The organism is Actinomadura montaniterrae (assembly GCF_008923365.1).
GTDB classification, from domain to species: Bacteria; Actinomycetota; Actinomycetes; order Streptosporangiales; family Streptosporangiaceae; genus Spirillospora; species Spirillospora montaniterrae.
Genome location: NZ_WBMR01000023.1, coordinates 37093 through 58771 on the forward strand (window position 1 = coordinate 37093; position 21679 = coordinate 58771).

At 66.8% G+C, this 21679-nt stretch carries 21 protein-coding genes and 2 pseudogenes; 9 read left to right on the top strand and 14 right to left on the bottom strand.

Annotation, left to right across the window (positions count from 1 at the left end):
- Positions 1–11: 11 nt before the first annotated feature.
- From F9B16_RS54100 to F9B16_RS11445, 4 genes and pseudogenes are all read right to left on the bottom strand, one after another.
- Positions 12–485: pseudogene (locus tag F9B16_RS54100) on the bottom strand (class I SAM-dependent methyltransferase); the annotation flags it as partial.
- Positions 482–973, bottom strand: coding sequence for an MFS transporter (locus F9B16_RS11435; protein WP_151539994.1), 492 nt, complete (start codon positions 971–973; stop codon positions 482–484). The pseudogene F9B16_RS54100 and the gene F9B16_RS11435, both read right to left, overlap by 4 nt.
- Positions 974–1762: 789 nt before the next feature.
- Entirely contained in the window at positions 1763–2578 is an 816-nt protein-coding gene (locus tag F9B16_RS11440; protein ID WP_225991552.1) for a DODA-type extradiol aromatic ring-opening family dioxygenase, read from the bottom strand.
- A gap of 676 nt (positions 2579–3254) precedes the next feature.
- Positions 3255–3902, bottom strand: a complete 648-nt coding sequence (locus F9B16_RS11445) for a TetR/AcrR family transcriptional regulator (protein ID WP_192808726.1) — start codon at positions 3900–3902, stop codon at positions 3255–3257.
- 174 nt (positions 3903–4076) lie between these two features.
- On the opposite strand from F9B16_RS11445, the gene F9B16_RS11450 reads away from it, so the two are divergent.
- From F9B16_RS11450 to F9B16_RS54105, 4 genes are all read left to right on the top strand, one after another.
- Positions 4077–5516, top strand: coding sequence for an MFS transporter (locus F9B16_RS11450; RefSeq protein ID WP_225991553.1), 1440 nt, complete (start codon positions 4077–4079; stop codon positions 5514–5516).
- Between the two features lie 119 nt (positions 5517–5635).
- Positions 5636–5941: a site-specific integrase gene (locus F9B16_RS11455; RefSeq protein WP_151539997.1), complete on the top strand. Its 306-nt coding sequence runs from the start codon at positions 5636–5638 to the stop codon at positions 5939–5941.
- A complete protein-coding gene (locus F9B16_RS50805; protein WP_192808727.1) occupies positions 5920–6162 on the top strand; it encodes a hypothetical protein in 243 nt (80 codons plus the stop codon). The genes F9B16_RS11455 and F9B16_RS50805 overlap by 22 nt, the downstream gene beginning before the upstream one ends.
- A 60-nt stretch (positions 6163–6222) precedes the next feature.
- A complete protein-coding gene (locus F9B16_RS54105; RefSeq protein ID WP_225991559.1) occupies positions 6223–6678 on the top strand; it encodes a site-specific integrase in 456 nt (151 codons plus the stop codon).
- Between the two features lie 145 nt (positions 6679–6823).
- On the opposite strand, the gene F9B16_RS11470 is transcribed toward F9B16_RS54105, so the two are convergent.
- Positions 6824–7795, bottom strand: coding sequence for a nitrilase family protein (locus F9B16_RS11470; RefSeq protein ID WP_151539999.1), 972 nt, complete (start codon positions 7793–7795; stop codon positions 6824–6826).
- A 106-nt stretch (positions 7796–7901) separates the two neighbouring features.
- Here F9B16_RS11470 and F9B16_RS11475 point away from each other — a divergent pair, with 106 nt between their 5' ends.
- Positions 7902–8828: a LysR family transcriptional regulator gene (locus F9B16_RS11475; protein ID WP_151540000.1), complete on the top strand. Its 927-nt coding sequence runs from the start codon at positions 7902–7904 to the stop codon at positions 8826–8828.
- Between the two features lie 74 nt (positions 8829–8902).
- A pseudogene (locus tag F9B16_RS11480) lies at positions 8903–9070 on the top strand (IS5/IS1182 family transposase); the annotation flags it as partial.
- A 15-nt stretch (positions 9071–9085) separates the two neighbouring features.
- Here F9B16_RS11480 and dacB read toward each other — a convergent pair.
- The 3 genes from dacB to F9B16_RS11500 form a co-directional block, all read right to left on the bottom strand.
- Positions 9086–10570: a D-alanyl-D-alanine carboxypeptidase/D-alanyl-D-alanine endopeptidase gene (gene dacB / locus F9B16_RS11485; protein WP_192808728.1), complete on the bottom strand. Its 1485-nt coding sequence runs from the start codon at positions 10568–10570 to the stop codon at positions 9086–9088.
- 809 nt (positions 10571–11379) lie between these two features.
- The gene (locus F9B16_RS11495; RefSeq protein WP_192808729.1) at positions 11380–12327 is read right to left on the bottom strand and encodes a zinc-binding dehydrogenase; all 948 of its coding nucleotides are present in this window, start codon (positions 12325–12327) and stop codon (positions 11380–11382) included.
- Positions 12328–12593: 266 nt separating this feature from the next.
- Complete coding sequence (locus F9B16_RS11500) at positions 12594–13241, bottom strand: GDSL-type esterase/lipase family protein (protein WP_225991555.1); 648 nt, start codon at positions 13239–13241, stop codon at positions 12594–12596.
- Here F9B16_RS11500 and F9B16_RS11505 point away from each other — a divergent pair.
- Positions 13234–13779 carry a GNAT family N-acetyltransferase gene (locus F9B16_RS11505; RefSeq protein ID WP_151540003.1) on the top strand — a complete coding sequence of 182 codons (546 nt, stop codon included), beginning with the start codon at positions 13234–13236 and terminating at the stop codon, positions 13777–13779. The genes F9B16_RS11500 and F9B16_RS11505 overlap by 8 nt on opposite strands.
- A 172-nt stretch (positions 13780–13951) precedes the next feature.
- Here F9B16_RS11505 and F9B16_RS11510 read toward each other — a convergent pair whose 3' ends face one another.
- From F9B16_RS11510 to F9B16_RS54110, 5 genes are all read right to left on the bottom strand, one after another.
- Positions 13952–14695: an SDR family NAD(P)-dependent oxidoreductase gene (locus tag F9B16_RS11510; protein ID WP_151540004.1), complete on the bottom strand. Its 744-nt coding sequence runs from the start codon at positions 14693–14695 to the stop codon at positions 13952–13954.
- 48 nt (positions 14696–14743) lie between these two features.
- Positions 14744–15532, bottom strand: coding sequence for an SDR family oxidoreductase (locus F9B16_RS11515; protein ID WP_151540005.1), 789 nt, complete (start codon positions 15530–15532; stop codon positions 14744–14746).
- The gene (locus tag F9B16_RS11520) at positions 15529–16155 is read right to left on the bottom strand and encodes a TetR/AcrR family transcriptional regulator (RefSeq protein ID WP_151540006.1); all 627 of its coding nucleotides are present in this window, start codon (positions 16153–16155) and stop codon (positions 15529–15531) included. The genes F9B16_RS11515 and F9B16_RS11520 overlap by 4 nt, the downstream gene beginning before the upstream one ends.
- A 441-nt stretch (positions 16156–16596) precedes the next feature.
- Complete coding sequence (locus tag F9B16_RS11525; protein WP_225991556.1) at positions 16597–18036, bottom strand: MFS transporter; 1440 nt, start codon at positions 18034–18036, stop codon at positions 16597–16599.
- Positions 18037–18345: 309 nt separating this feature from the next.
- Positions 18346–18570 (bottom strand): transposase, encoded by a 225-nt coding sequence (locus F9B16_RS54110; protein ID WP_404800492.1) that lies wholly within the window; start codon positions 18568–18570, stop codon positions 18346–18348.
- Here F9B16_RS54110 and F9B16_RS54115 point away from each other — a divergent pair.
- Positions 18557–19117, top strand: coding sequence for a hypothetical protein (locus tag F9B16_RS54115; RefSeq protein ID WP_404800493.1), 561 nt, complete (start codon positions 18557–18559; stop codon positions 19115–19117). The genes F9B16_RS54110 and F9B16_RS54115 overlap by 14 nt on opposite strands.
- A 500-nt stretch (positions 19118–19617) precedes the next feature.
- A complete protein-coding gene (pdxR, locus tag F9B16_RS11535; RefSeq protein WP_192808730.1) occupies positions 19618–21045 on the top strand; it encodes a MocR-like pyridoxine biosynthesis transcription factor PdxR in 1428 nt (475 codons plus the stop codon).
- A 431-nt stretch (positions 21046–21476) separates the two neighbouring features.
- On the opposite strand, the gene F9B16_RS50810 is transcribed toward pdxR, so the two are convergent.
- Positions 21477–21650, bottom strand: a complete 174-nt coding sequence (locus F9B16_RS50810) for a hypothetical protein (protein ID WP_192808731.1) — start codon at positions 21648–21650, stop codon at positions 21477–21479.
- Between the last annotated feature and the right edge of the window lie 29 nt (positions 21651–21679).

The following is a 21679-nucleotide window of genomic DNA, read 5'->3' on the forward strand; positions in this document are numbered from 1 at the left end:
GCGTGTAGGCGGCGACGGCGTCGTCGCAGGGTGGGCTCAGCAGAAAGCGGGCTGCAGAGGCCGACTGTGCCGCCGGGGCGCAGTACCCGCCGTATCTCGGCCATGGCCTGGGCCGGGTAGGCGAGGTGTTCCATCAGGGCGTGGGAGAAGACGCGGTCGACCGATCTGTCGTCCAGCGGGACGTCGTAGCAGGATCCCTGTCGGAAGCGGATGTTGGTGAGGCCTCTCCGGCGCGCGAGGGCGCGTGCGCCGGCGAGTTGGGAAGCCTGCTGGTCGAGTCCGACTACCTGTCCCGGCGCGACGGCGGCGGCCAGATCGGCGGTGATGGTGCCGGGCCCGCATCCCAGGTCCAGCACGGTCGTTCCCGGGGTCAGGTGCGGCAGGAAGAACCGCGCGTGCGTCGCGGCTCTTCTGCCGGCCATGAATTCGATGGCGGAGGTGTCGTGGCCGGGTGTGTAGCGTTCGGTGCCGGGTGCGCCGGTCATCGTGCGATGGCCTCCTTGGCGCGCGCGTCGACCAGGCCTGAGCAGATGGCCAAGGCCAGCCCGGTGGCGGCCAGTACCGCGCCGATCGCGTTGGGGCCGGTGTAGCCGAAGCCGGCTCTGATCACCGTGCCGCCGAGGAAGGCGCCGAGCGCGTTGGCGATGTTGAACGCCGACAGGTTCAGTGCGGAGGCGAGGGTGGGGGCGCCTGCGGCCTTGTCCAGGATGCGCATCTGCAGTGCCGGGACGGTCACGAACCCGAACAGCCCCAGCAGGAACAGGGTGCAGGCGGCGAGGACCTTGCTGTGCGCCGTCATCACGAACAGGGTCAGCACGATGGTCAGCCCTGCCAGGAACACATACAGGCTCGGCATGAGCCGCCGCCCGGCGTAGCGGCCCGCCACCAGGTTGCCGGCGGCCATTCCCAGCCCGAAAACGACCAGCAGCGCCGTCATGCTGGATCCGCTGAAGCCCGCCACCGTGGTCATCATCGGCGTGACATAGGTGAAGGCCGGGTGCCGACGTCACGAGGCGTCGGCCGGCAAGCCGCCAAGATCTCCAACGGCCCATGTCGGCTCGTTGTCGGCTCGGCGGTTCCGAAACGCATCAGCACGGGGCGGCATGGGCCGACACGGGAACGGGGCCTTATGCGGACAGGTCGACATGGAACGACACCGAGAGTACCGCTCCGATACGACGGTTTCGGCTTTTAATCCGTAGGTTGTGGGTTCGAGTCCCACGCGACCCACCACCCCTGACCAGGGCAAACGCGGCCCACGAGGGTCTCGGTGGCATTGCCCTGGGGCCACACTGAGGCCGTCCTGGGCCCGGCATTTACGGACACTCTGGACACCAGCCCAGGTGGTAGCGCAGGCAACGCCTCGGGTTCCATGGGCGCCAGGGGCTCTGTAGGTGCGCGATCGCGGCCTCACGGCCGGGTCTCCGCTTCAGCGTCGCTCTGGGCGGCCTAGCTGGCGCGCGGGATGTGCCGTGGAAGAACTCGACCGGGATGCCGTCCTCTTGCCGCGGCGGCGTTTCTTGCGGCTGGGTGTTCGGCGGCGGGTCCGGTTGGTGCCCGGGACCACGCCCCGCGCCTTCATGGCGTGGGCGGCGGGCCTTCCGCGGCACGGTGGGCGACCTCGGGCAGGACCGAGGTGGAGGTGTCGGCGGTGAGGACAATGCAACAATGCTCAACCTCCCTGCCAGCCGAACCCACGCCGGCTTGACGTACTTCACCGAACCCGGGGCACATCACAACCTCTCGGCCGTGGGCTGCGGGTTCACGCTGTGACAGGGTTCTCCTCGGCGTCGATCTCGCGGAGGGCGGCGGTCGCCTCCACGTAGGTGGTGCCGGTGCCGGGCGGCAGGACGGTACGGCGCAGGCCGAGGTAGACCGCCGGGGTCAGCACCAGGGTGATGAGGAAGCCGAGTTCGAAGATGTCGGCCCAGAAGAGCCAGTAGGAGATGCCGAAGCCGACCGTCAGGGCGATGACGCCCGCCCAGTTGACGCGCTCGACCCGATCCGGGGTGCGGCTTCGGACGAGCTTGAAGTCGGTCACCAGCAGGGCGATCAGGGAGCAGGTCGCGATGCCGAGCGCGCCGAGCAGCTCGCCGAGGAAACTCAGGACGTCTCCCCAGACCGCCAGCAGCGCCAGGACGTTGGCGACGACCATCATCAGCACCCGCGACGGCGCCTTGCCGGTGAGCGCATCCGCCAGGTTCGAGGACACCACAGGGATGTCCCAGTCGGGGTTGAGCAGATGCAGCGCGGTGATCGTCGCGTAGTCGACGCGGACGCCCTCGTTGCGCATCTTGCGGGTGACCAGGCCGTCGTCGTAGGCCTGATCGGCGATCGCCTCGGCGAGCTCGACGTCGGTCCGGAAGTCGTACCGGTAGCGCAGCAGGTGCGGGAAGATCGGCTCGACCGAGAAGCCCAAGGGATTGGGCACGCAGTTCACGTGGTGGCCGACCATGGTGATCCAGTGCGGCGCGTGCAGCACGATCACGTCCGGGTCCATCTCCCGGATGCGGGCCCGGGTGTCGCCGCCCTTGGATGTTAGCGGGGCGCGCCGGTTCCCCAGGTCCAGGTCCTGCACGTCCAGGGGAGAGGATTTCGGCGGCGCGGGCGGCGGTCTGATACGGCATCCGCCACAGGGTGCATTCGCGTAGTGGGATGTCGCGGCGCGATAGCAGCCGCTCGATCTTGGTCTTGCTGATGGCCTTGCTGTGGTCGGCGTTCTCGCGGCGCCGTTCGGCGTCGGCCGGGACCGACGGCACGGTCCACCGTTTCTTCACGGCACACCAGGTAAGCCAGGATGACACTGCGGTGCGGTTACGGTTCCAGGTCGCCGGCGCGCATCCATCCCACAGCGCGGCGAGGGCGTCGCCGATCTCGGAGTCGGCGATGTCAGCCAGGCGGCGTGCGCCGCAGCCGACCGCCGCGATGGTCCGGTCGATGGCCGAGGCGTAGGCGCGGTGGGTGTTGGAGTTGGCAACCCGGTGGTCGGACAGGAACTCATCAGCCGCTCGGCAAGTGTGACTCCGCTGCCGCGCAACGCGGTGACTTTCGAGTCGGCGGCTGCGGTCATTGACGAACCATCGAGAGTGCGATGTACCGGATAACGTGCCTGAGTGGCGCATCGGCCAGGACACGGATCCGCTGGTCGGCCACGATCATTCAGAGCTCATTTACGTGTTGATTTATCACGTCCATGAAACGATGCTCTGCCGGGCGGCGATCCTGCCGGAACTTGGTGTTCGATCACGACCGGCTCAGCCGGTGGCGGTGTCTGCGGTGTCGAGGTCGGCGCTTGTGATGGGAGAGCCGGGCAGCGGCGCTGCTGCGTTGGTGCGCAGTCCGTCCAGCATGAGCGCGAGGAAGCGTTGAGGAAGAAGGCCGGTCAGGCCGTCCGGGACGTCGCGCTGCTGGACCAGCAGGTTGATGAAGAGTGCAAGGTCTCCCGTGCCGACGTCCTTGCGCAGCACACCCTCGGCCTGTGCGCCTTCTACCATCTGGTCGACCAGCCCGAGCCAGGTATCGCGGGCTTGTCGCAGCTCTTTACTGGCCTGTAGCAGCCCGGGCAGCGGCGCGCACATCCCGGCGTGCAAAAAGCCGAACCGGACCTCGGCCCAGTCATGCAAGAAGCGGCTCAATGCACTCCAGGCGTCCGGCTCGTCTCGTGACGCTGCGCGTGCCATGTCGGCCAGCTGCTGGTAGACATCCAGCGCCACCGCCCCTACGAGCAGGTCACGCTCAGGGAACCGGCGATAGAGCGTGCCTTTGCCGACCCCGGCCTGACGCGCGATCTCCTCCATCGGGACGTCGATGCCATGGCGCACGAACAGAGCGCGCGCTGCGAGCACGATCTGGTCCCGCTTGCGCCGTGCGTCGGACCGCAGCTGCTCATGCGCGTGTTGCATCCCGTCTCCTCTTTCTGTCCGCCCCGGCGGACTGGACGCTTTCCGTCCACATAGGTTAGCGTGACCGCGAACTGGAACAGTAACCGTCCAGTTAGTTCCGGAGGGAGCGAGATGACCGACGCGTTTGCGAACGCCAGACGACATGGGCGCTGGTGGGGGCTGGGAGTAGTCGGCATGGCCCAGTTGATGGTCGTTCTCGACACGACGGTCGTGACCATCGCACTTCCCTCGGCTCAGCGATCGATAGGCCTCTCCGACGGCGGCCGGCAGTGGGTCGTGACCGCCTACACGCTGGCTTTCGGAAGGTTGCTGCTGCTCGGCGGGCGGCTGGGAGACCTTCTTGGCCGTAGGCGCACGTTGCTGGCGGGGGTGATCGGATTCGCCGCTGCCTCGATGCTCGGCGGCATCGCAGCCGACCCCGCCATGCTCATCGGCGCCCGCGCCGCACAGGGCGCGTTCGCCGCGCTGTTCGCGCCGTCGGCGCTGGCCCTGCTCACGACCATCTTCAACGACCCACGCGAACGAGCCAGGGCCTTCGCCATATTCAGCGTCACCCTGATGGCCGGCGGCGCCTGCGGACAGATCCTGGGCGGCGCCCTCACCGAGTACCTCGGCTGGCGCTGGTGCCTGTACGTGAACCTTCCCATCGCGGCCGCCGTGATGGTCGGAGCCTTCACCGTGCTCCCCGACACCCCGGGGCATGCCGGGGTCAGGCTGGACCTTCCCGGGGCGATCTTGGGCTGCGGTGGAATGACCGCATTGATCTACGCCCTCGGAGAGGCCGGTTCATACGGCTGGGAATCCACCCCGATCGTCGGGCTCTTGGTCACCGCAGTGGTCTTGCTGGCAGCCTTCGTGGTGGTGCAGTCGAAAGTGTCCGATCCGTTGCTGCCGCTGCGTGTGCTCGCCGACCGTAACCGAGTAGGTGCGTTCCTTGCCGTGGCCACCGCCACCTTCGGCATGCTCGGCATGTTCTTGTTCATGACCTTCCACCTGCAGACGGTCCTGCACTACTCCTCGCTCCGTGCCGGGCTGGCATTCCTGCCGTACGTGGCCGCAGCCATCACCGCGACCCAGGTCTCCCGCCGGCTCCTTTCGCGGGTGCGGCCCCGGGCCATCGTCGCGCCGGGACTCGTCCTGGTCTCCGCTGGCCTGACCGTCCTCACACAACTGTCCCCGCACAGCCCGTACGCGGCGTCCGTCCTGCCCGCCATACTCCTGTGCGGGCTGGGGATGGGAAGTCTCTTCGCACCCAGCATGAGCACCGCGACCAGCACCGGCAACCCACGCGACGCCGGCATCGTCTCCGCCGTCGTCAACACCGCGCAACAGCTCGGCGGCTCGATCGGCACGGCGCTGTTGAACACCATCGCCGCCGGCGCGGCTTCGGTCTACCTCACCGCCCATCGGGACACGCCATCGGCCCTCGCCCAGGCCACGGTTCACGGCAACGCCGTTGCCTGCGCTTGGGCGGCCGGGATCCTGCTGGCGATGGCGGTCATTGTGGCCGTACTCATCAACACCCACCCAGGCCAACCCACCTCAGGCGAGCCCGCGCCACGCAATCAGGCCGAAGCAGAGGTAAACACCGTCGAGAAAGCAAGACGAGCGTGAGAGAGTCGGAATCGGCCCACGCGAACGATCCACACCTGGACAGACGTCCACGGCAGGTCGCGGCTATATCCGACTGAAACTTCGCCAGCACTACGGGGACCCCGGCCGGTGCAACTGTCGTGCGTTCGTGCGGTTGGCTGGTCGAGCAGGGCGGCGCCGAACCGCACCCGGATGCGTTCGCCGACGTGGGCAGGGCGGACGCCCGGGACCGGGCAATCGTGGCGGTGCTGCTGCACTCCGGCGCCCGGGTGGAGGAGTGCTCCCGGCTGGAGGTGCGCGACGTCGCGGTGACCGCGCGCCCGGGCGTGGTCCGGCTGCACGGCAGGGCGATCAAGTGCGCGAGGTGCCGCTCCCGGCTGCTGCTCGGACAGCGGTGCTGGACTCCCCCGCCGAGCGCGGCCGCGTGGACAGGCCGCTGTGGGTGAAGGCGTCGGGGCGGGTGCTGATGCGGGAGCTCGACCGGGTCGCCGAGGCCGGCCGGATCGGGGTCGCGCGGGGCCAGGCCGGGCCGGTGCCGGAGGTGAAGCTGGGCGGCGCTGGCCCGGTACGGATGGCGTCCAAGGCCTCGACGTTGCGGGATCTGGAGGAGCGGCGGCAGACCGCATCCGACGCCATCGGCCGCACCGCCGAGCCTGCTGACCCGTGACCGCCCGGATCGCCCCCTGCCGGCGATCACCCGCGCCCATGCCGCTGAGGAGTTCCTGTCCTGCCGCGACCTGGGACCGTCCGCTTCTACTCCCAGATGCTGCGCCGACTACGGCGTGACCTGGGCGACGACATCTTCCTCGCTCAGCTCTCCGCCGAGCAGACCGCCGCGGTGTTCACCGCCGCGTGGGACGAGGCGGCCCCGCGGGCCTGGAACCGTCACCGCTCGGCACTGCGCTCGTTCACCACCTGGGCCGCCAGCCGCGGCCAGGCCACCACCGACCTGGCCGCACTCATCGAGCGAAGGCGCTTCGGCGGCTGGCCTATGAGTCGGCGGCCCGCGCCGACGAGGTCCTGTCACTCAACATCGAAGACACGACCCGCGTCGACGCGGATTCACCCTCCATCAGCTCCACCACTCCCGGCCCACCCATCTCATCGAAGACTGCTGGTCAGCCCCCATGCTCATGGCACTGTCCGGCCACGAGAACATCGGGATGTTCACGAGTGGGTATGACCGGCGGGCGTACGGGCCATTGAAGATCACTTCCCGGCGAATGCGAGATTGTTTCCCAAGCACGACGGGGAGCGGGTGCCAACTGTCGGTTCAGTCCCTGGGAAGCATCTCGCAGGAGGCAGCCCACCGGCGGCCGTCTCCAAGGTCACCTCGGCCGGTGGAGCGGCACGGGTTCAGTCGAGAAACGGGCGCTGCGGGCGTCGCGTTCGCCGCCGAAGCGGCGTGTGAGAATCTCGTAGAGTTCGGGCCGCCGCCCCTGGATCCAGCGACGGCCGGTCGACATGGGCAGCAGGTCGAGATCGAGATCGGCGACCACCATGGTGTCCTCGGCGGCCCAGGTCTCGGCGAGGATCCTGCCGTAGGGATCGAGGATCATCGCATTGCCGGTGCGTACCTCATCGTCATCCTCGCCAACCCCGTTGCTGAACAAGAGGAAGAGACCGTTGTCATGTGCGCGGGAGGGCAGCCAGCGCATGAGCCACTCCCGGCCGTTCGGCCCGCGAAACTCGGCCTCGATCGACTGGCGATCCCGGTCCCGGCCCCGCCACAGTTCCAGGGGGATCGGGCGCATGCCGTGCGGGCTGCGTGAGGCGGTGCCGCCCGTCTGGTGAGGCGCGATGAGGACCACTGCGCCTAGCAGCGCGGTTGCCCGGACGTTCTCGACAAGGTTGTTGTCCCAGCAGATGAGGACCCCCATGCGCACGCCCCATGGGGTGTCGAAGACGGTGAAGCGGTCGCCACTGGAGATCGCTTCGTGTTCGAACGCGTGCAGTTTCCGGTGAACGTGGACGCGCCCGTCCGGCAGGCACATGGCGTAGGAGTTGAACAGGCATCCTTGATCATCGATCTCCAGGAAGCCCACGCCCACGGCCACTCCCAGCGTGCCCGCCAGCCCGCGCACGAACGTCAAGGACGGGCCGCTCACCGGCTCGGCGAGTTCCTGTAGCCGGTCGGCCGTCTGACGGCGAAGGTGCCAGTAGCCCGTCACGCACATCTCGGGGAAGACGACGACCCGCGCCCCGGCCTCGGCCGCCCGCGTGGTGAAGTGCTCGATCCTGGCCAGGTTGTAGGCCTTGTCATCGGGCCGATGCTCGAACTGGACGGTCGCACAACGCATGGTTCCTCCTCGTCGCCGCTCCTGCGCATTCTGCGCATTCACCACCGAACCCTCTCGCAGCACATTCGTCCAATGAATCTTTGGAGCAATGACATAACCTCAGGGAATGGATATCCGACTGCTCCGCACCTTCCTGACAGTCGTCGAGCACCGCGCCTTCGGCCGGGCGGCGCTGGCGTTGGCCATGACCCAACCGGCTCTGACCAAACAGATCCAGGCACTGGAGACGCAGGTCGGAGGACGGCTGTTCCATCGGGGTCGGCACGGCGCCACGCTCACCGACCTCGGCGCAATCCTTCTGCCCGAGGCAGAGGACCTGGTGCGGCGGGCCGACACCCTGGCCGTGCGAATGAACCGGATGGCTTCTGGGGAGATTGGAAGGCTGTCGGTGGGTTTCGGCATGTCGAGCATCGAGCTCGCGCCGCGGGCGGTGGCGGCATTCAGGCGGCGCTACCCGGACGTGGGCATCGTCCTGGACGACATGTCCTCACACGCACAACTGGAGCGGCTGGCAACGGGCGAGTTGGACGTCGGATTCGTTCGGCTCCCGGTTGGTGAGAAGTGGGAACGATTGTCCCTGCGGACCGACCGCCTCGCGATCGCCACGGCGGGGGATTCGCTGCCAGAGAACGCGGATGAGGTGGCGCCATGGTCCGCGGGGCGGCCGTTCGTCGCCTTGGCTCAGGCGAAGGGGCCGGGGCTGGCTTCACAGATCGAGAGGTTCCGCGCCTGTTTCGGTGTGGACACCGAGGTGGTGCAGGAGGCACATGACTTGCAGACCGTGCTCGCCCTGGTGGCGGCCGGCATTGGTGTCGCGTTCGTCCCGGTCAGCGCGGACTCTATAGCACCGGCGCAGGTCATGCTCAGAGCGGTGGATCACGAGGCTGCAACCTGGCAGATCGGGGCTGTGTGGAATCGACAGGCCCGCAATCCACTGACCGGCAACTTCGTGGCGGTCGTGCGAGAAGTGGCCGCGTGGCAGGACGACAGGTTCCCGTCCGATCAAGACGAGCGACGGGATCTCGTCAACTGAGCTCAGGCCATCTCAAGAGTGGCCCTGGGTGACATACGCAGCCTGGCGGGTGTCGGTCGATTCCACGCGGTCGACGGCCACCGGCTTTCGACCCCGAGCGCTACAAGCAGCGCAACACCGTCGAACGCGCCATCAACCGCCTCAAGCAGTTCCGCGCCGTCGCGACCCGCTTCGACAAACGCCGCTACCTGTTCACCGGCACCATCACCATCGCCGTCCTGGTCATCTGCCTACGCACCTGATCCAAGAAACAAGCCCTAGCCCCGGAGTGAATAGGCGGCAAGGCGGTCAGCGAAGGCGTCCTCGAGATCCTTGGGCGGTTCGGTGAGAAGACCGTTGATCATCAGGGAGAACACCAGCGGCTTTCCCGTAGAGGTGGTGACATACCCTGAGAGGCAGCTCACGCCGGTCAGGGTTCCTGTCTTGGCGTTGACCCGTCCTGCGGCGGGTCCATTGCGCATCCGGTCGGCGAGAGTTCCGCCTATCATCCGATCGGGATTTCCGGCGACGGGGAGCGCGTCGTGGAACGTACCGAACCACGGTTTGCGCCTAGCGCCGAACAGCAGGGTAGTGATCTCGCGTGGCGAGACCGCGTCCATCGAGGACAGCCCTGAGCCGTCGCGGAGCCGGAGGGCTCTGATGCCCATGCGGGTCAGGAATTTTGAAACCGTCGCCAGTCCGGCGGCCCAGGTGCCCTGGTGCATTGCATGTTGCCCCATGGACTTGACGAGGACCTCGGCCATGGTGGAATTGCTGCGCTTGAGCAGTGGAACCACCAGGGAAGACAAAGGTGCGGACTCGTGCGAGGCGAGCTGGCGCGCGCCGGGCGGTGCCGCGTGTTCGACGGTCGGTCCGCCGACCCGGATCCCATGGTCGGTTAGCGCCTTGCGGAACAGCGCTGTTGCGTACCGAGTAGGGTCCCAGACGCTCACCGGCCTCATAAGCGGTGGAGCGCCAGCGGCCATCTCGCCCGCGACCACGATCCTGTTACCGCCGCGCTCGCGCTGCATGGTGATGTTCGTGGGCCCATGCCCCCGGGTCGTGCGGTTGACCACCGTGAAGAATTTCCCAGGATCCGGCGCGAGCCGCACCTGGGGACGATTCGCTCCCGGGTCCACCTCCACCATCACCGAGCCCGCGTCGTCATCGGAGTCGGGCGAGACAGTGAGCGCGGAGATCTGCGCACTGTCGTAACTGGACTCGTCGCCGACGTCCCAGTCCGATCCAAGCCGCTGACCATCGAACCAGGTGTCATCGGCCACCAGCCTCCCCGCCACCTCCTTGATCCCGAAGGACGCCAGCCGGCCCGCGAGCGCGTCGTAGTCCGCCGGCCGGATGCTGGGGTCGCCCGTACCCTGGAGAAAGAGGTCTCCGTCCATTCTGTGCCCAGGCTTGGCCGTGGCTAGGACGCGGGTGGAAAAGCGGTGACCAGGGCCCAGGACCTCCAACGCAGCGGCGGTCGTGAGCAGCTTCTGATTCGAGCCCGGAATCAGTGTCTTGGTGGGGTCTTTGGCGAACAGCGTCTTACCGGTCCTCGCATCGCGTACATCGGCTCCGCTCTGCGCAGACGCCAGTCGAGGATCGCGCAGCAGCGTCTTCAGATGCGTGCGCAACCGCGACTCGGTCGTGGGCCCCCCGGACAGCCTCCAGGAGACTGCTACCGCGGTGACCGCCACCGCGACCACCAGGGCCACCCCCGAGACGAGTGATTTGCGGAAACGCGGGTGCGCGAAAATGTGCAAGTCGGCTCCCTCAAGCAACGCATCCCATGACTTCTGTCACGGGTCCTCCGTGCAAACCGCCTAGCCAGGTTCGCTTCAGCAACTGTCCGCTCACCAAACGCCGCCGCAACCGGTGAGGCGGAGGGTCATGAGGTCGGTCATGGCGATGTGGATCACAGCGGCGGAGTTGGTGGGGAGGGTTTCGTAGCCGCGGGCCAGGCGGCGGTGCAGCATAAGCCAGGACGATGGGTCGGCCGAGCGGCGAGGTGCCAGCCGGAGCTGGTCCCTTTTCCGCTCGGCCCCCGCCGAACCGGACTTGATGGTTTCCCGATCATCCGGCTCTCCAGTGACTACTGCGTGAGCGGTGAAGCTGTCTGCCCGTGGTGGACGTATAGTTGATGAGTTCGACCGCAGCCCATACGTGGCAGTCCGAGACGAAGGTCTCGCAGCTCGCTTCCAAGCGGACCGAAGGGGCAATCTTCACCGGGCGGCCGTCGGCTGCCCTTCGAAGGAGAACCGCGAGCTCCACAGGGACAGCCTCACCAACCCGATCACCCCATGGTCGGACCCATCGTCCCAGGCGCCTCGACCGACCATTCGACCAGCATTACGAAGGTGCATAAGGCGCCCCTGGGGGGAACTTGATCGTTCACCGTTACCGGTCGGCCCTCAGGGACCGAGACGGCCGACCGAGCATGTGCTCCTGAGGCGTTGTGCGGAAGCCGAGATACCGAAGTGCGCTGGACGCCAGCGCGAGTTTCAGTCGGGTGGTCTGAGACCCCACAGCTAGATCTCAAGGTGAGAGCCACGCATGATTCTGGTTGGAATCTCTAACGGCCGACGACGGAGGCTTCCGTCTCGGCAGAGCCGATGGCCAGGATCGCCTTGCCGCTAACCCGCCGTTCGCGCAGTGCCTTGGCCGCCTCGGCCACCTGCTCCAAGGATCCACGCCAACCGATTTCAACGGTGAGAGCCCCTTCGGTGACTAGCTGGATGAGCGTAGCCAGATCCCCACCAAACTCGCCCTGATTAAGGAAGGAGTTCAGCGATTTGGCCGGTCCGACGGTGGCGTACGGTGGGAAGACGGCTGGTTCGCCGGACGTCCAGCCCACGCTCTGCAGGCTGCCTCCTGGTGCCAACTTGTCCCAAGCTTGCACGAGCTGCGGGCCTCCGACGCTGTCGATCACAATGTCGGGCGACATGCTGAGCCCCTCGAGCCCAATCAGCACCTCGCTGGCACCCGCCCTGGCAGGCCCTTCCGCACGGGCGGCCGAGCCCACAGAGGCGATCACATAGGCTCCGGCGTGGGTCGCGAGCTGCACCGCGAATAGTCCGACACCGCCAGACGCGCCGGTGACGAGCACTCGCTTTTCTCTCGACAGCCCCGCGGCGCGCAACGAGCGGAGCGCCGCCAGTCCTGCCACGGGCAGCGCCGCTGCTACTGCCAAGTCGACCGACGCAGGAACGGGAGCCAGCGCGGTTACATCGACCGCGACACGTTCGGCAAAAGCACCTGGAGCCATGGCCACCACGCGTGTGCCGACCGCCGGGCCAGTGCCATCGGCCGCTGCCTGCGTAACCACACCTGCAGCGTCTGAACCGAGTACTGCACCAGGCGGTACGCGGCCAGATCGAGCGTCGTTGAGATCCCCGTGATTCAGTGAGGCGTGAGACACCTCCATCACCACCTGTCCAGGTCCCGCGACGGGCTCGGGCAGCTCAGCCACACGCATCAACTCACTGGCCGACCGATCCACCACGAGAGCGCGTACTGACATGTCCCCTCCAGTAGGGATTGCTCCGATGGGAAGGTCACATCGGAACTCGAAGTCTTCCGGCCAGGACTCCCGGCCAACAAGAACCGTAGCAGATTGTTTCGTTGCAGACGGATCTTGCTTCCTCCAGTCGTCGAACGGGGGCGCGACCGTCTCAACCACCGCCGGACTGGTGCAGTCGATGGCGGCGCCTACTTCCGGCCAACCTGCTCAGAGTGCGGCCCATCGCTCAGCGCACGCCAACGGCGAGCGAGCAGAGACGGGGTGGGCTACAGATGCCCGCGGGGGTGAGCGATCCATTGATGCCAGCAGTCGGCGAGGACGAGGTCGGCCATCCTGCGGTAGCCACCACTTCCAGGATGGGCGCCATCACCCGCCATCGCCTCCTCGACCCAGACCGGGTCACGCGCCAATTTCAACGTGGTGTCGATGAAGGGGACGCCGCGCGAGAGACACAGGGTCGCCATTTCGCTGGCAAGACTCGACGTCCGCAGCAGATGGTCAGCGCCTGCATCGATGACAGGAGGCGGTCCCACGACCAGAGGTGCGATCCCCGAATGGCGACACTGGTCCAGGACGGCTGCCAGATCATGGAGACTGTCGGACGGGTCGACCCGGATCTCGCCGTCCTCCTCCAGGGTGTCGTTGCTGCCGCAGGAGATCACCAACCTGTTGTCGGCGTCGGGAACCGCACGAGCGAGTATCTCCCGCCGGCATCGACGCAGGACGTCCTGGAAGGTGTTGCGCCTGACTCCCAGATTGAAGGCGGTGATCCCATCGCCCGTCGCCTGCAGCACCCGGCCGACCCAGCCCCGATACTCCGGGTCACCGATCCCTTGGACGAAAGAGTCACCGATGAAGCAGATCCGCAACTGTGCGCTCTGAGGCGTGCCATGCGAGTATTGACGAGTGATCAACGACTTTCCTTCGGATTTGGTGGTACGGCGTCCAGCGGCAGGGGATCATGCGCGTGTGCTTGCGGTACTCGATCGCTGGTGGGGCGGGCTGGGAGGAGAGGCCGGGTCCACGGAGCGCGCACTGCTGCTCCCGCGGCTCTTCTTTCAGCATTTCAACACGACCAGCTATTTGGCTGAACGACCGGATGGCAGTCTCGGCGCCTTTCTGATCGGTTTCCTATCGCAAAGCGATCCCGAAGTGGCTTACATCCACTTCGTCGGCGTTGATCCTGCCTTGCATGGACAAGGCATCGCGACCGCCCTCTACCAAGGCTTCTTTGATCAGGTCCGATCGCACGGGCGCCGTCACGTCCATTGCGTTACCAGCCCCGGAAACACCGCCTCTCAAGCATTTCATCGTCGGCTCGGCTTCGATATATTGTCCGGAGAACAGGGGACTGGCGACACTCCCTTCCAGCCGGACTACGACGGCCCGGGAATCGGCCGCGTCGTCTTCGCGCTGGATCTCGCCCGTCGCCCGTCCCGTCGGTCAAGGTGAAGAGCAGGCCGGAACCACGGCGGCATTGTGCCTGAGAGACCTGCCGACCTTGTTCGTCCTTGAACAGGTCCCGGACACCCGACGTGTTCGCGATGACTGTGTGCCTCGCGATTTCGACAACCAGGAGCAGGGGCGACGAGTCACCACCGCTCCTGGCCCTGCACCTCAACAGCTAAGCGAATCCACCGGTGGCACGGATGTTCTGGCCGGTGATCCAACGGCTGTCGGGTCCGGCGAGGAAGGCCACGACATCGGCGATGTCGGCCGGCTGCCCGACTCGGCCGAGCGGAGTGACGGCGGGGATCTGCGCGAGTTGCTGTTCGCTGTTCGCACCGCGCAGAAGATCCGTGTCGGTGAATCCGGGTGACACCGTGTTCACCGTGATGCCACGCGGCCCCAGTTCCCTCGCGGCCGCGGCGGTGAGTTGCTCGATCGCCCCTTTGCTCGCGGTGTACAGGGCTATGCCGAGCCCCGGCCTGATCGTGTTCACGGTGGAGATGTTGATGATGCGCCCGGCATCGCGCATATTCCTGGCGGCGTAACGCACGGTAAGGAAAGTCGACTTCAGGTTGGTTGCCATCACTTGATCGTAGAGATCATCATCAATCTCTACGATGGAGGTCGGCGTGAAGGCCATGGCCACATTATTGACGAGTACATCGAGTCCCTCGAGCAGGTCCTCAGCATCCTTCATCAGGCGTTCGGCATTGGCTGGATCGGTGAAGTCGGCCTGTAGGCCTTGCGCCCTGCCGCCGGCTTGTGCGACCTTCTTCTCGACTTCGGTGGCTCGGCCTTTGCTCTGCGCGTAGCTGAAAACCACGTGCGCTCCCTCGCCGGCGATCCGCTCTACGATCGCGCGGCCGATCCCCCGGGAGCCCCCAGTGACGACGACCTTCTTACCTTGCAGCGCTTCCATCGACAACCTCCCGATCTACATCGGATATTCCGTTGTTCCGTGGTTTTGTCAACGCCAGTGACGATCTCCGACCAGCATCGTTTCCGCTCCTCCGTCGGCGAAGATGATCTGACCGGTGACGAACCGGTTGCCCGCACCGGCCAGCCAGCAGATGAGCTCGGCGACCCACTCGGGGCGTCCTGGGAAACCCCCGAACGGTTGCGGCGCCGCGGTCTCCACGGCGATGCGCGTCTCCTCGCTCGCGAAGATCCAGGAAGCGGCGGGCGTGTCGACAACACCGGACGCGACGGCGTTAAGGGCGATGCCGGCTCCGGCCCACTCGGGAGTCGGAGCGACCCTGCGCACCCACCGGTTGAGCGCCCGTTTGGCGGCACCGTAAGCACCAGCGGCGCTGCCGGCGGATGGGTCCGCGTCGACGTAGGCCTGGGCAGCGGCTTCGTCTCCGTCAAGGCATGCTTGCAGCACTTGCTCATCCGCGGGCGACAGCGAGGAGGTCGACGACACCACGACGGCTCGAGGCGCTTCGCTCTGGATCAGCAACGGCCGCAACCCTGTGAGCGTTGCGACGGCGCCAAAGTAGTTCGTCTGCAGAAGCCCTCTCTTACCGCCACCGGCGATGGCGAGCACAGCGTCGATGGCCCCTCTGCTCGCTACCTCATCGACCAGCGATTGCCGTCCGTCGGGCGTGGACAGGTCAGCTTGGATGTCGGCATCGCTGAGATCGCAGCCGATGACGTCGGCGCCACGCTCACGGAGCAGCGCCGCAGTCGCGGCCCCAACGCCCGACGCCGAGCCAGTCACGACGTACGTCCGGCCAGAGTGTTCAGGTCGCGTCATCGGTTTCCTCGCCTGCTTCCGTCGTGGGCAGGCCCGATGTCTCGGGACTCGGCCCGGGTGCTCCGGTCGAAAAGTTCGACCAGTTCGTTCGCGTACATGCTTGGGTCGAGGCCAGTGGACAGAAGCGGCGCAGCGCCGTCAATCGAAGCGCGCACGGCGGCCGCCATGACCTGTGGGTCGAATGCTCGGAACACGCCGTCACCCTGCCCTCTGACGAAGAGACGGACGAGTTGCCTCAGCGACTCGAGATGGTGCCGCTCCCAGTTGCCGAGGCCGCCGTTCAGAATGATCTGCCTAAGCGCCCGTACCTTTTGCGAGTGACCGGCAATGAATGCCACGTTCGCCCGGATGACGGCGGCGAGCAGGTCGCGCGTACCGGCCACGGACTCGATGGCGAGCCGCATCCAGGCCTCGCCATCGGCCACGATCTGGTCAGCGACGGCTGTGAACAGCTCGTCCTTGCTAGAGAAGTGATAGGTGATCAGGCGTTTGCTGCTGAGCCCGGCCTCGTCGCAGATGGCCTCGAACGTGGTCGCCTGGTAGCCGCGTTCGGCCAGCAGTGTGATCGCGGCACTGATGATCTGCTTCTTACGCGCCGCCGTCGCCGCCTCGCGTCTGGTCATGACAGCACAGGGGTTCGTTGACGACTGAGCTTATCCATGCGGCTAAAATTATCCGTGTGAGTAATTTCTGGCAAGTCAGGTGGTGGCAGTGCTGGAAGCCACGGAGGAGCGTGCTCCGTTTCGCAGCGCGTCCCACAAGGCGGGAAGTCCAGAGGGGACCTCGCGTAGGGCGCCCTGGGCCGGCATCAGAGAACAGCCGGTGGTCCTATGGAATGACGACCCGATGCGAGTACTCGGTGGATGGCGAAGGTCTCGAGCCCTCCCTCGACGGCCGCGGCGAGCAAATCGCTAGCGAAACCCGCCGAGGGAGGGCGGCACATCAGCACGAGAGACGCCGTCGGCACCGAGGTGGTCCAGGCCCAGGACGGTGCCTTGGGTGGCCGAGGTGGCCATGACGGCGAGACTTGTCCCCTCCTTGTGGATAACAGCTCGCGCGACTGTCTACGCTCTCGTCCGTTCGCGCAGGAGAGCACCGGTCAGCAGCGCTCCTGCCAGGGCGACGACACCGGCCGTCACCATGCCGGCGTGAAGGCCGCCCAGGACGTCCGCGCGCGAGGGAGCCGAGTCGGCCGAAAGAGCGCCGGTGCGCGCGGCGGCGATGGCGCTCAGGCCCGAGACACCGATGGCGGCGACGTACTGCGGCAGTTGCGACAGGCCGCCGACGACGCCCTGATCCCGCTCACTGACGCCCGTCGTCATGACGGTGATGAAGGAGACCACGCTGAAGACGTGGCCGAGCCCCATGACCGAGGAGGTGACGAGCAGGGCCGGCAGGTTGACGTTCTCCGGAAGGGCGAACATCGCAGCGGTACCGGCGCCCTGCACGAACAACCCCGCCATCAGCATCTTCACGCCGCCGAACCGGCTCAGCAGGCGGGCGACGAGCATGCCGCCGATGACCGCGGCCATGCCTTCGCCGAGGTAGCTCAGGCCGGCCTCGACCGGGGTGAAACCCAGGACGTTCTGCATGTAGAGGCTCAGCAGAACGGTGGTGCCGGCGCACATTCCGAACGTGATGACACCGAGCAGACCGGACCACTTGACCGACGGCTGGTTCAGGACGGTCAGCGGCACGAGCGGCGCCGGGTGGCGCCGCTCGACCAGCAGGAACGCGGCGAGCAGCGCGAGGCCGCCGACAATGGGCCCGAGCACCTCAAAGCTGGCCCAGCCCTGATCGCTGCCGTTGGAGATACCGAAGACCAGGCCGAAAAGGCCCATCGTGGCGAGCAGCGCGCCGGGGACGTCCAGCCGTCGGACGGCACTCGAGTCCTCGATGGCCGGCAGCGCGAGCGCGCCGGCCAGCGCGAGCGCGCCTATGACGCCCAGCGTGACCATGGTCCAGCGCCAGCTGAAGCCGCTGGTGATGACGCCGCCGCCGAGCGCGCCGAGCACGAAGCCCAGCGACATGACCGCACCGTTGAGGCCCAGCGCGCGGGCTCGCTTGGGGCCTTCCTTGAAGTAGCCGGTCATCAGCGCGATGGCGGCGGGGGCGATCATCGCGGCGGCGGTGCCCTGGCCGATGCGTGCGGCGATCAGCACCACGGGGGAGTTCGCGACGGCGGCGCCGACGGAGAACAGGGTGAACGCCATGACGCCGAGCGTGAACAGCCGCTTGCGGCCGACCAGGTCGGCGATCCGGGCGAACAGCGGCAGCAGGCTCGCAGACGGCAGCAGGCTCGCAGTGGCCACCCACTGCAGAGTGCCCGCCGAGGAGAAGCCCAGGCCGCTACCGATGTCGGGCAGAGCGACGGTGACGATGGAGAAGTCCAGCCCGCACATGAAAGTTGCGCAGCACAGGGTGACCACCACCAGCCGCTCTCGGGCGGTGAACGCCGCCTCGGCGATGGCCGCACGCCGCTGAGGAGCCTGGACATCATGCATGGGACGGAGAGGAGGTGAGGATTCGGTGACGGCCATGAGATTCCCTTCTGCCGATCTGAATGGCCTGACCAGCTTCGAACCACCACACCCACGCAACAAGCACGACCTACTCAACGATCGATCCGCCGAACTCATCGTTCGAGGTAGCCGACACGAAGGGGCGCGGGCAGGGGATGGAACGTAACGTCAGCCAAACAATGTGAGGCGGGGGCGGCCCACGGCCAACAGCGTGGTTCCGGCAAGGTCTTCCACGCCGGCCGTCAAGCTCCGGGGAGAACTGGTGCGAGGACGCCATCAGCAGGGCCCCGGCTAGTGTCCTGCGCCTGAAACCCGTTGTAGATATCGGGCAAGGGAGTCGACGCTTTTGTGGACGCCGCGCTGGGTGCGCTGGGTGGTGAGGTAGGCGAACCAGCGCTCGGCCTGCTTGAGCCAGGACGATTCGGTCGGGGTGAAGCCCATGTAAAAGCGGGGGTGGCGAGCCAGCCAATCGCGCACGAGCGGTGTCTTGTGGGTGGCCAGGTTGTCGCAGACCAAGGTGCACCTCCAACTCGGCCGGGACGGCCTTGTCGATCGCGACCAGGAACTCCTTGAACCCGGGCGCGCGATGCAGGCGGTGCAACTCGGCGATGACGGTGCCGTCGGCGATGTTGAAGGCGGCGAACAGGCTGGTGGTGCCGTGCCGGGCGTAGTCGTGGGTGCGCCGCTCGGGCATGCCCGGCATCATCGGCTGCGAGCGGTCGAGGACCTGCATCTGCGACTTCTCGTCCAGGCAAAGCATCACGTCCCGCTCGGGTGGGTGGTGGTAGAGCCCGACCACGTCCACCACCTTCTCCACGAACAGCGGATCAGTGGAGATCTTGAAGGTGTCGGTCCGGTGCGGCTTGAGATCGAACCGGCATCAGATCCGCCCGATGGTGGACTTGCTCAAGCTGGTGCGTTCGGCCATCAAGGCCCTCGACCGGTGGGTGGCGCCCGGCTCGGCGCACCCCAGCACGATCCGGCACCGCAATGCATATGTCTGCGTCGAGGTCGCTGCCCGCGCCCCGCGCTCCAACTCCGCTCGTTCAGCCGCGGTCACTGAAAACGGCGCCTTCGGTCGCCCCGTCCTCGTCATCACCCCAGCCTAGATTTACACAACGGACCTGCGTGCCCGGTCACGGGGAGTCCGAGCAACAGGACTCGGTAATGCGGCGGCGGGACGCGAACAATCATCTGGTGGGACGGTGGAAGCGAGCGTCGTCGAGCATCGGAATGAGGGGCGGCGCCGCACTCGTCCGGTTTGACCGGAAGCCGGGCGAGGTCTTCTCCGGACATGGTGATCTCGGCTTCGATCCGAGCAGGCTCGTCGAGAAGGCCACTCGGCGAGCGACAGAGCGCCATCCGGGTGGACTCGACTGGTAGGCCTGCCCCCTGACGCGGCGGTTTCTGGTCAGGCCTCTGTTGGCCGACTCCCGGCCGGTGGTGTCGCTACAGTAGAGTGGACGTCTCCAAATGGCCGTTCAGAGGTAATCCATGAGGCCACCTTCTTCTGGGACGGCGCGTCCCGCGCGGCGGCGCGGCACACCGACCCTCCTCGTGCCCGTGACCTTGGACCGAGCGTCCCGGCTGACACTGACCGACCAACTCGTCGCCTCGCTGCGCAAAGCCGTGCACGAGGGACTCCTGTCGGCCGGCACGCGTCTGCCCTCTACACGCACCCTCGCCCACGAGCTCTCCGTCTCACGCACGGTCACCGCGGAGGCGTATACGCGACTGGTCGACGAGGGTTACCTCGAAAGCCGGCATGGGTCGGGGACGTACGTCTGCCGGCTCAACGAGGCAGCGCGACAAGGGGCTGTCATACGCCCGAAACCCGAGCGTCTTCCCGTCGCCACCGTCGCCTCGACACCACGGCTCGCCTTCCGTACCGGTGTCACCGCACCGGACTCCGCCCCGGACGGCTGGGGTCCCGCACTGCGGAAGACGGCACGTATCACACCACCCAACCGGTACTTGGACGCACAAGGTGAGCCGGCGCTGAGGGAGGCGATCGCCGCGTACCTGGCTCGGTCCCGTGGGCTGACCGTCGAACCGGAGAACGTCGTCGTGACAAGCGGAGCCACCCAGTCATTGGACTTGATCATGCGGACGCTTGTATCAGCCGGCGATGCTGTCGCCTGCGAGGAACCCGGGCATCCGGCAGTACGAGCCCTTATCAACTGCCTCGGTCTCGCCGCTGTGGCCTTGCCCGTAGACGACGATGGGGCCCGGCCGCAGGACCTGCCCCGAGGCAGGCGCGCACCGCGTCTGGCGCACGTCACCCCGTCCCATCAGTTCCCGCTCGGTGTCCGTATGAGCGTCGGACGCCGCCTTGACCTGGTGGCCTGGGCCCGTAGGGAGGGCGCGTTCGTCCTTGAGGACGATTACGACAGCGAATACCGCTTCGATGGGCCGCCCCTTCCCACGCTGACTGGGCTGGACCCCGAGCGCGTCATCTACTTGGGCACTCTGTCCAAGACGCTCACCCCGGCCATTCGCTGTGGCTACCTGGTGGCTCCACGGGAAGTGGCGCTCCGCATCACGAAGCTCAAGGAACTTTGCGACGGCCCTCTCTCGTGGCCGGTGCAGCAGACCTTGCTCCACCTCATCGAGTCAGGTGGGCTGGAACGGCACGTTCGCCGGACACGCCAGCGCTATGCCGATGCCCGGGCATCGTTGCGCACAGCCTTAGCGCCGGTCGAGAACGCTGTGGCGCTCACCGGCATCGATGGCGGCCTGCACGTGGTGCTGCGCGCGAGAGCCGGTTTGAGCGCCGAGCAAATTGTCGAGCGTGCTGGAGTGAACGGCGTGAGCGTCACAAGCCTGGCGGCCTTCTATGCGGGGACGGACAGGCTCGAAGGACTGCTCCTGGGGTACGCGGGCATGTCGGAGGACGAGCTGGTCGAAGCCGCCGAGATACTGGCCCGCACCATCCGCGACCTCGACGAGTTAGGACCATCGCAGGAGACGGCTCCCCGGGACGCCTACTGACCGCAGATCAGCTCCTCTGCGTGGCGTGTCTTCCAGCCCGACCAGGATATGTCCCGCCGCCTCTAGGGCCTGTCCGGTGGATCATGTGTTGTTCCAGAGCAGGGCGGTGACCAAGACGATTGCTGCTCGGTAGTTGCGGGCGGAGTTTGTCGGAGCGGGTGGCGATGCCGCGCCATTGCTTGAGGCGTCCGCTGCAGCGCGTCCAGCCTTCTGATCAGCGAGCTCGGGAATGGTCGCGGCGATTCCCCGGACCCGCAGTGATCGGCGGATCGCGGCTGAGCTGTAGGCCTTGTCGGACCGCCGATACAGCTCATAGACGGTATTCCAGTTGCCGTACCGCTCGGGCAGGTCCCACCACGGCACACCGGTGGCGTTGCGGCCAGCATGCCGGGAACGTCAAGGTCGTGCGGGTCGTCGCCGTGCAGTCCGATTCAGCGCTCGTCTTCCTGCCGGGAGTCCGCCGGCGTCCTGCGGATAACGGTCAGCCCCTCGGGAGCGCGGACAACCGCGTACCAGGAGCTATCGACATGGGTCATCCGGTCCGTGAGATGGTCGACGAGGAAGGAGGACGGCAGGATCAGCAGCCGTCTGCTCGGCGTGGTCATGGCGGGAGACTAGTCATGGCGGGAGACTA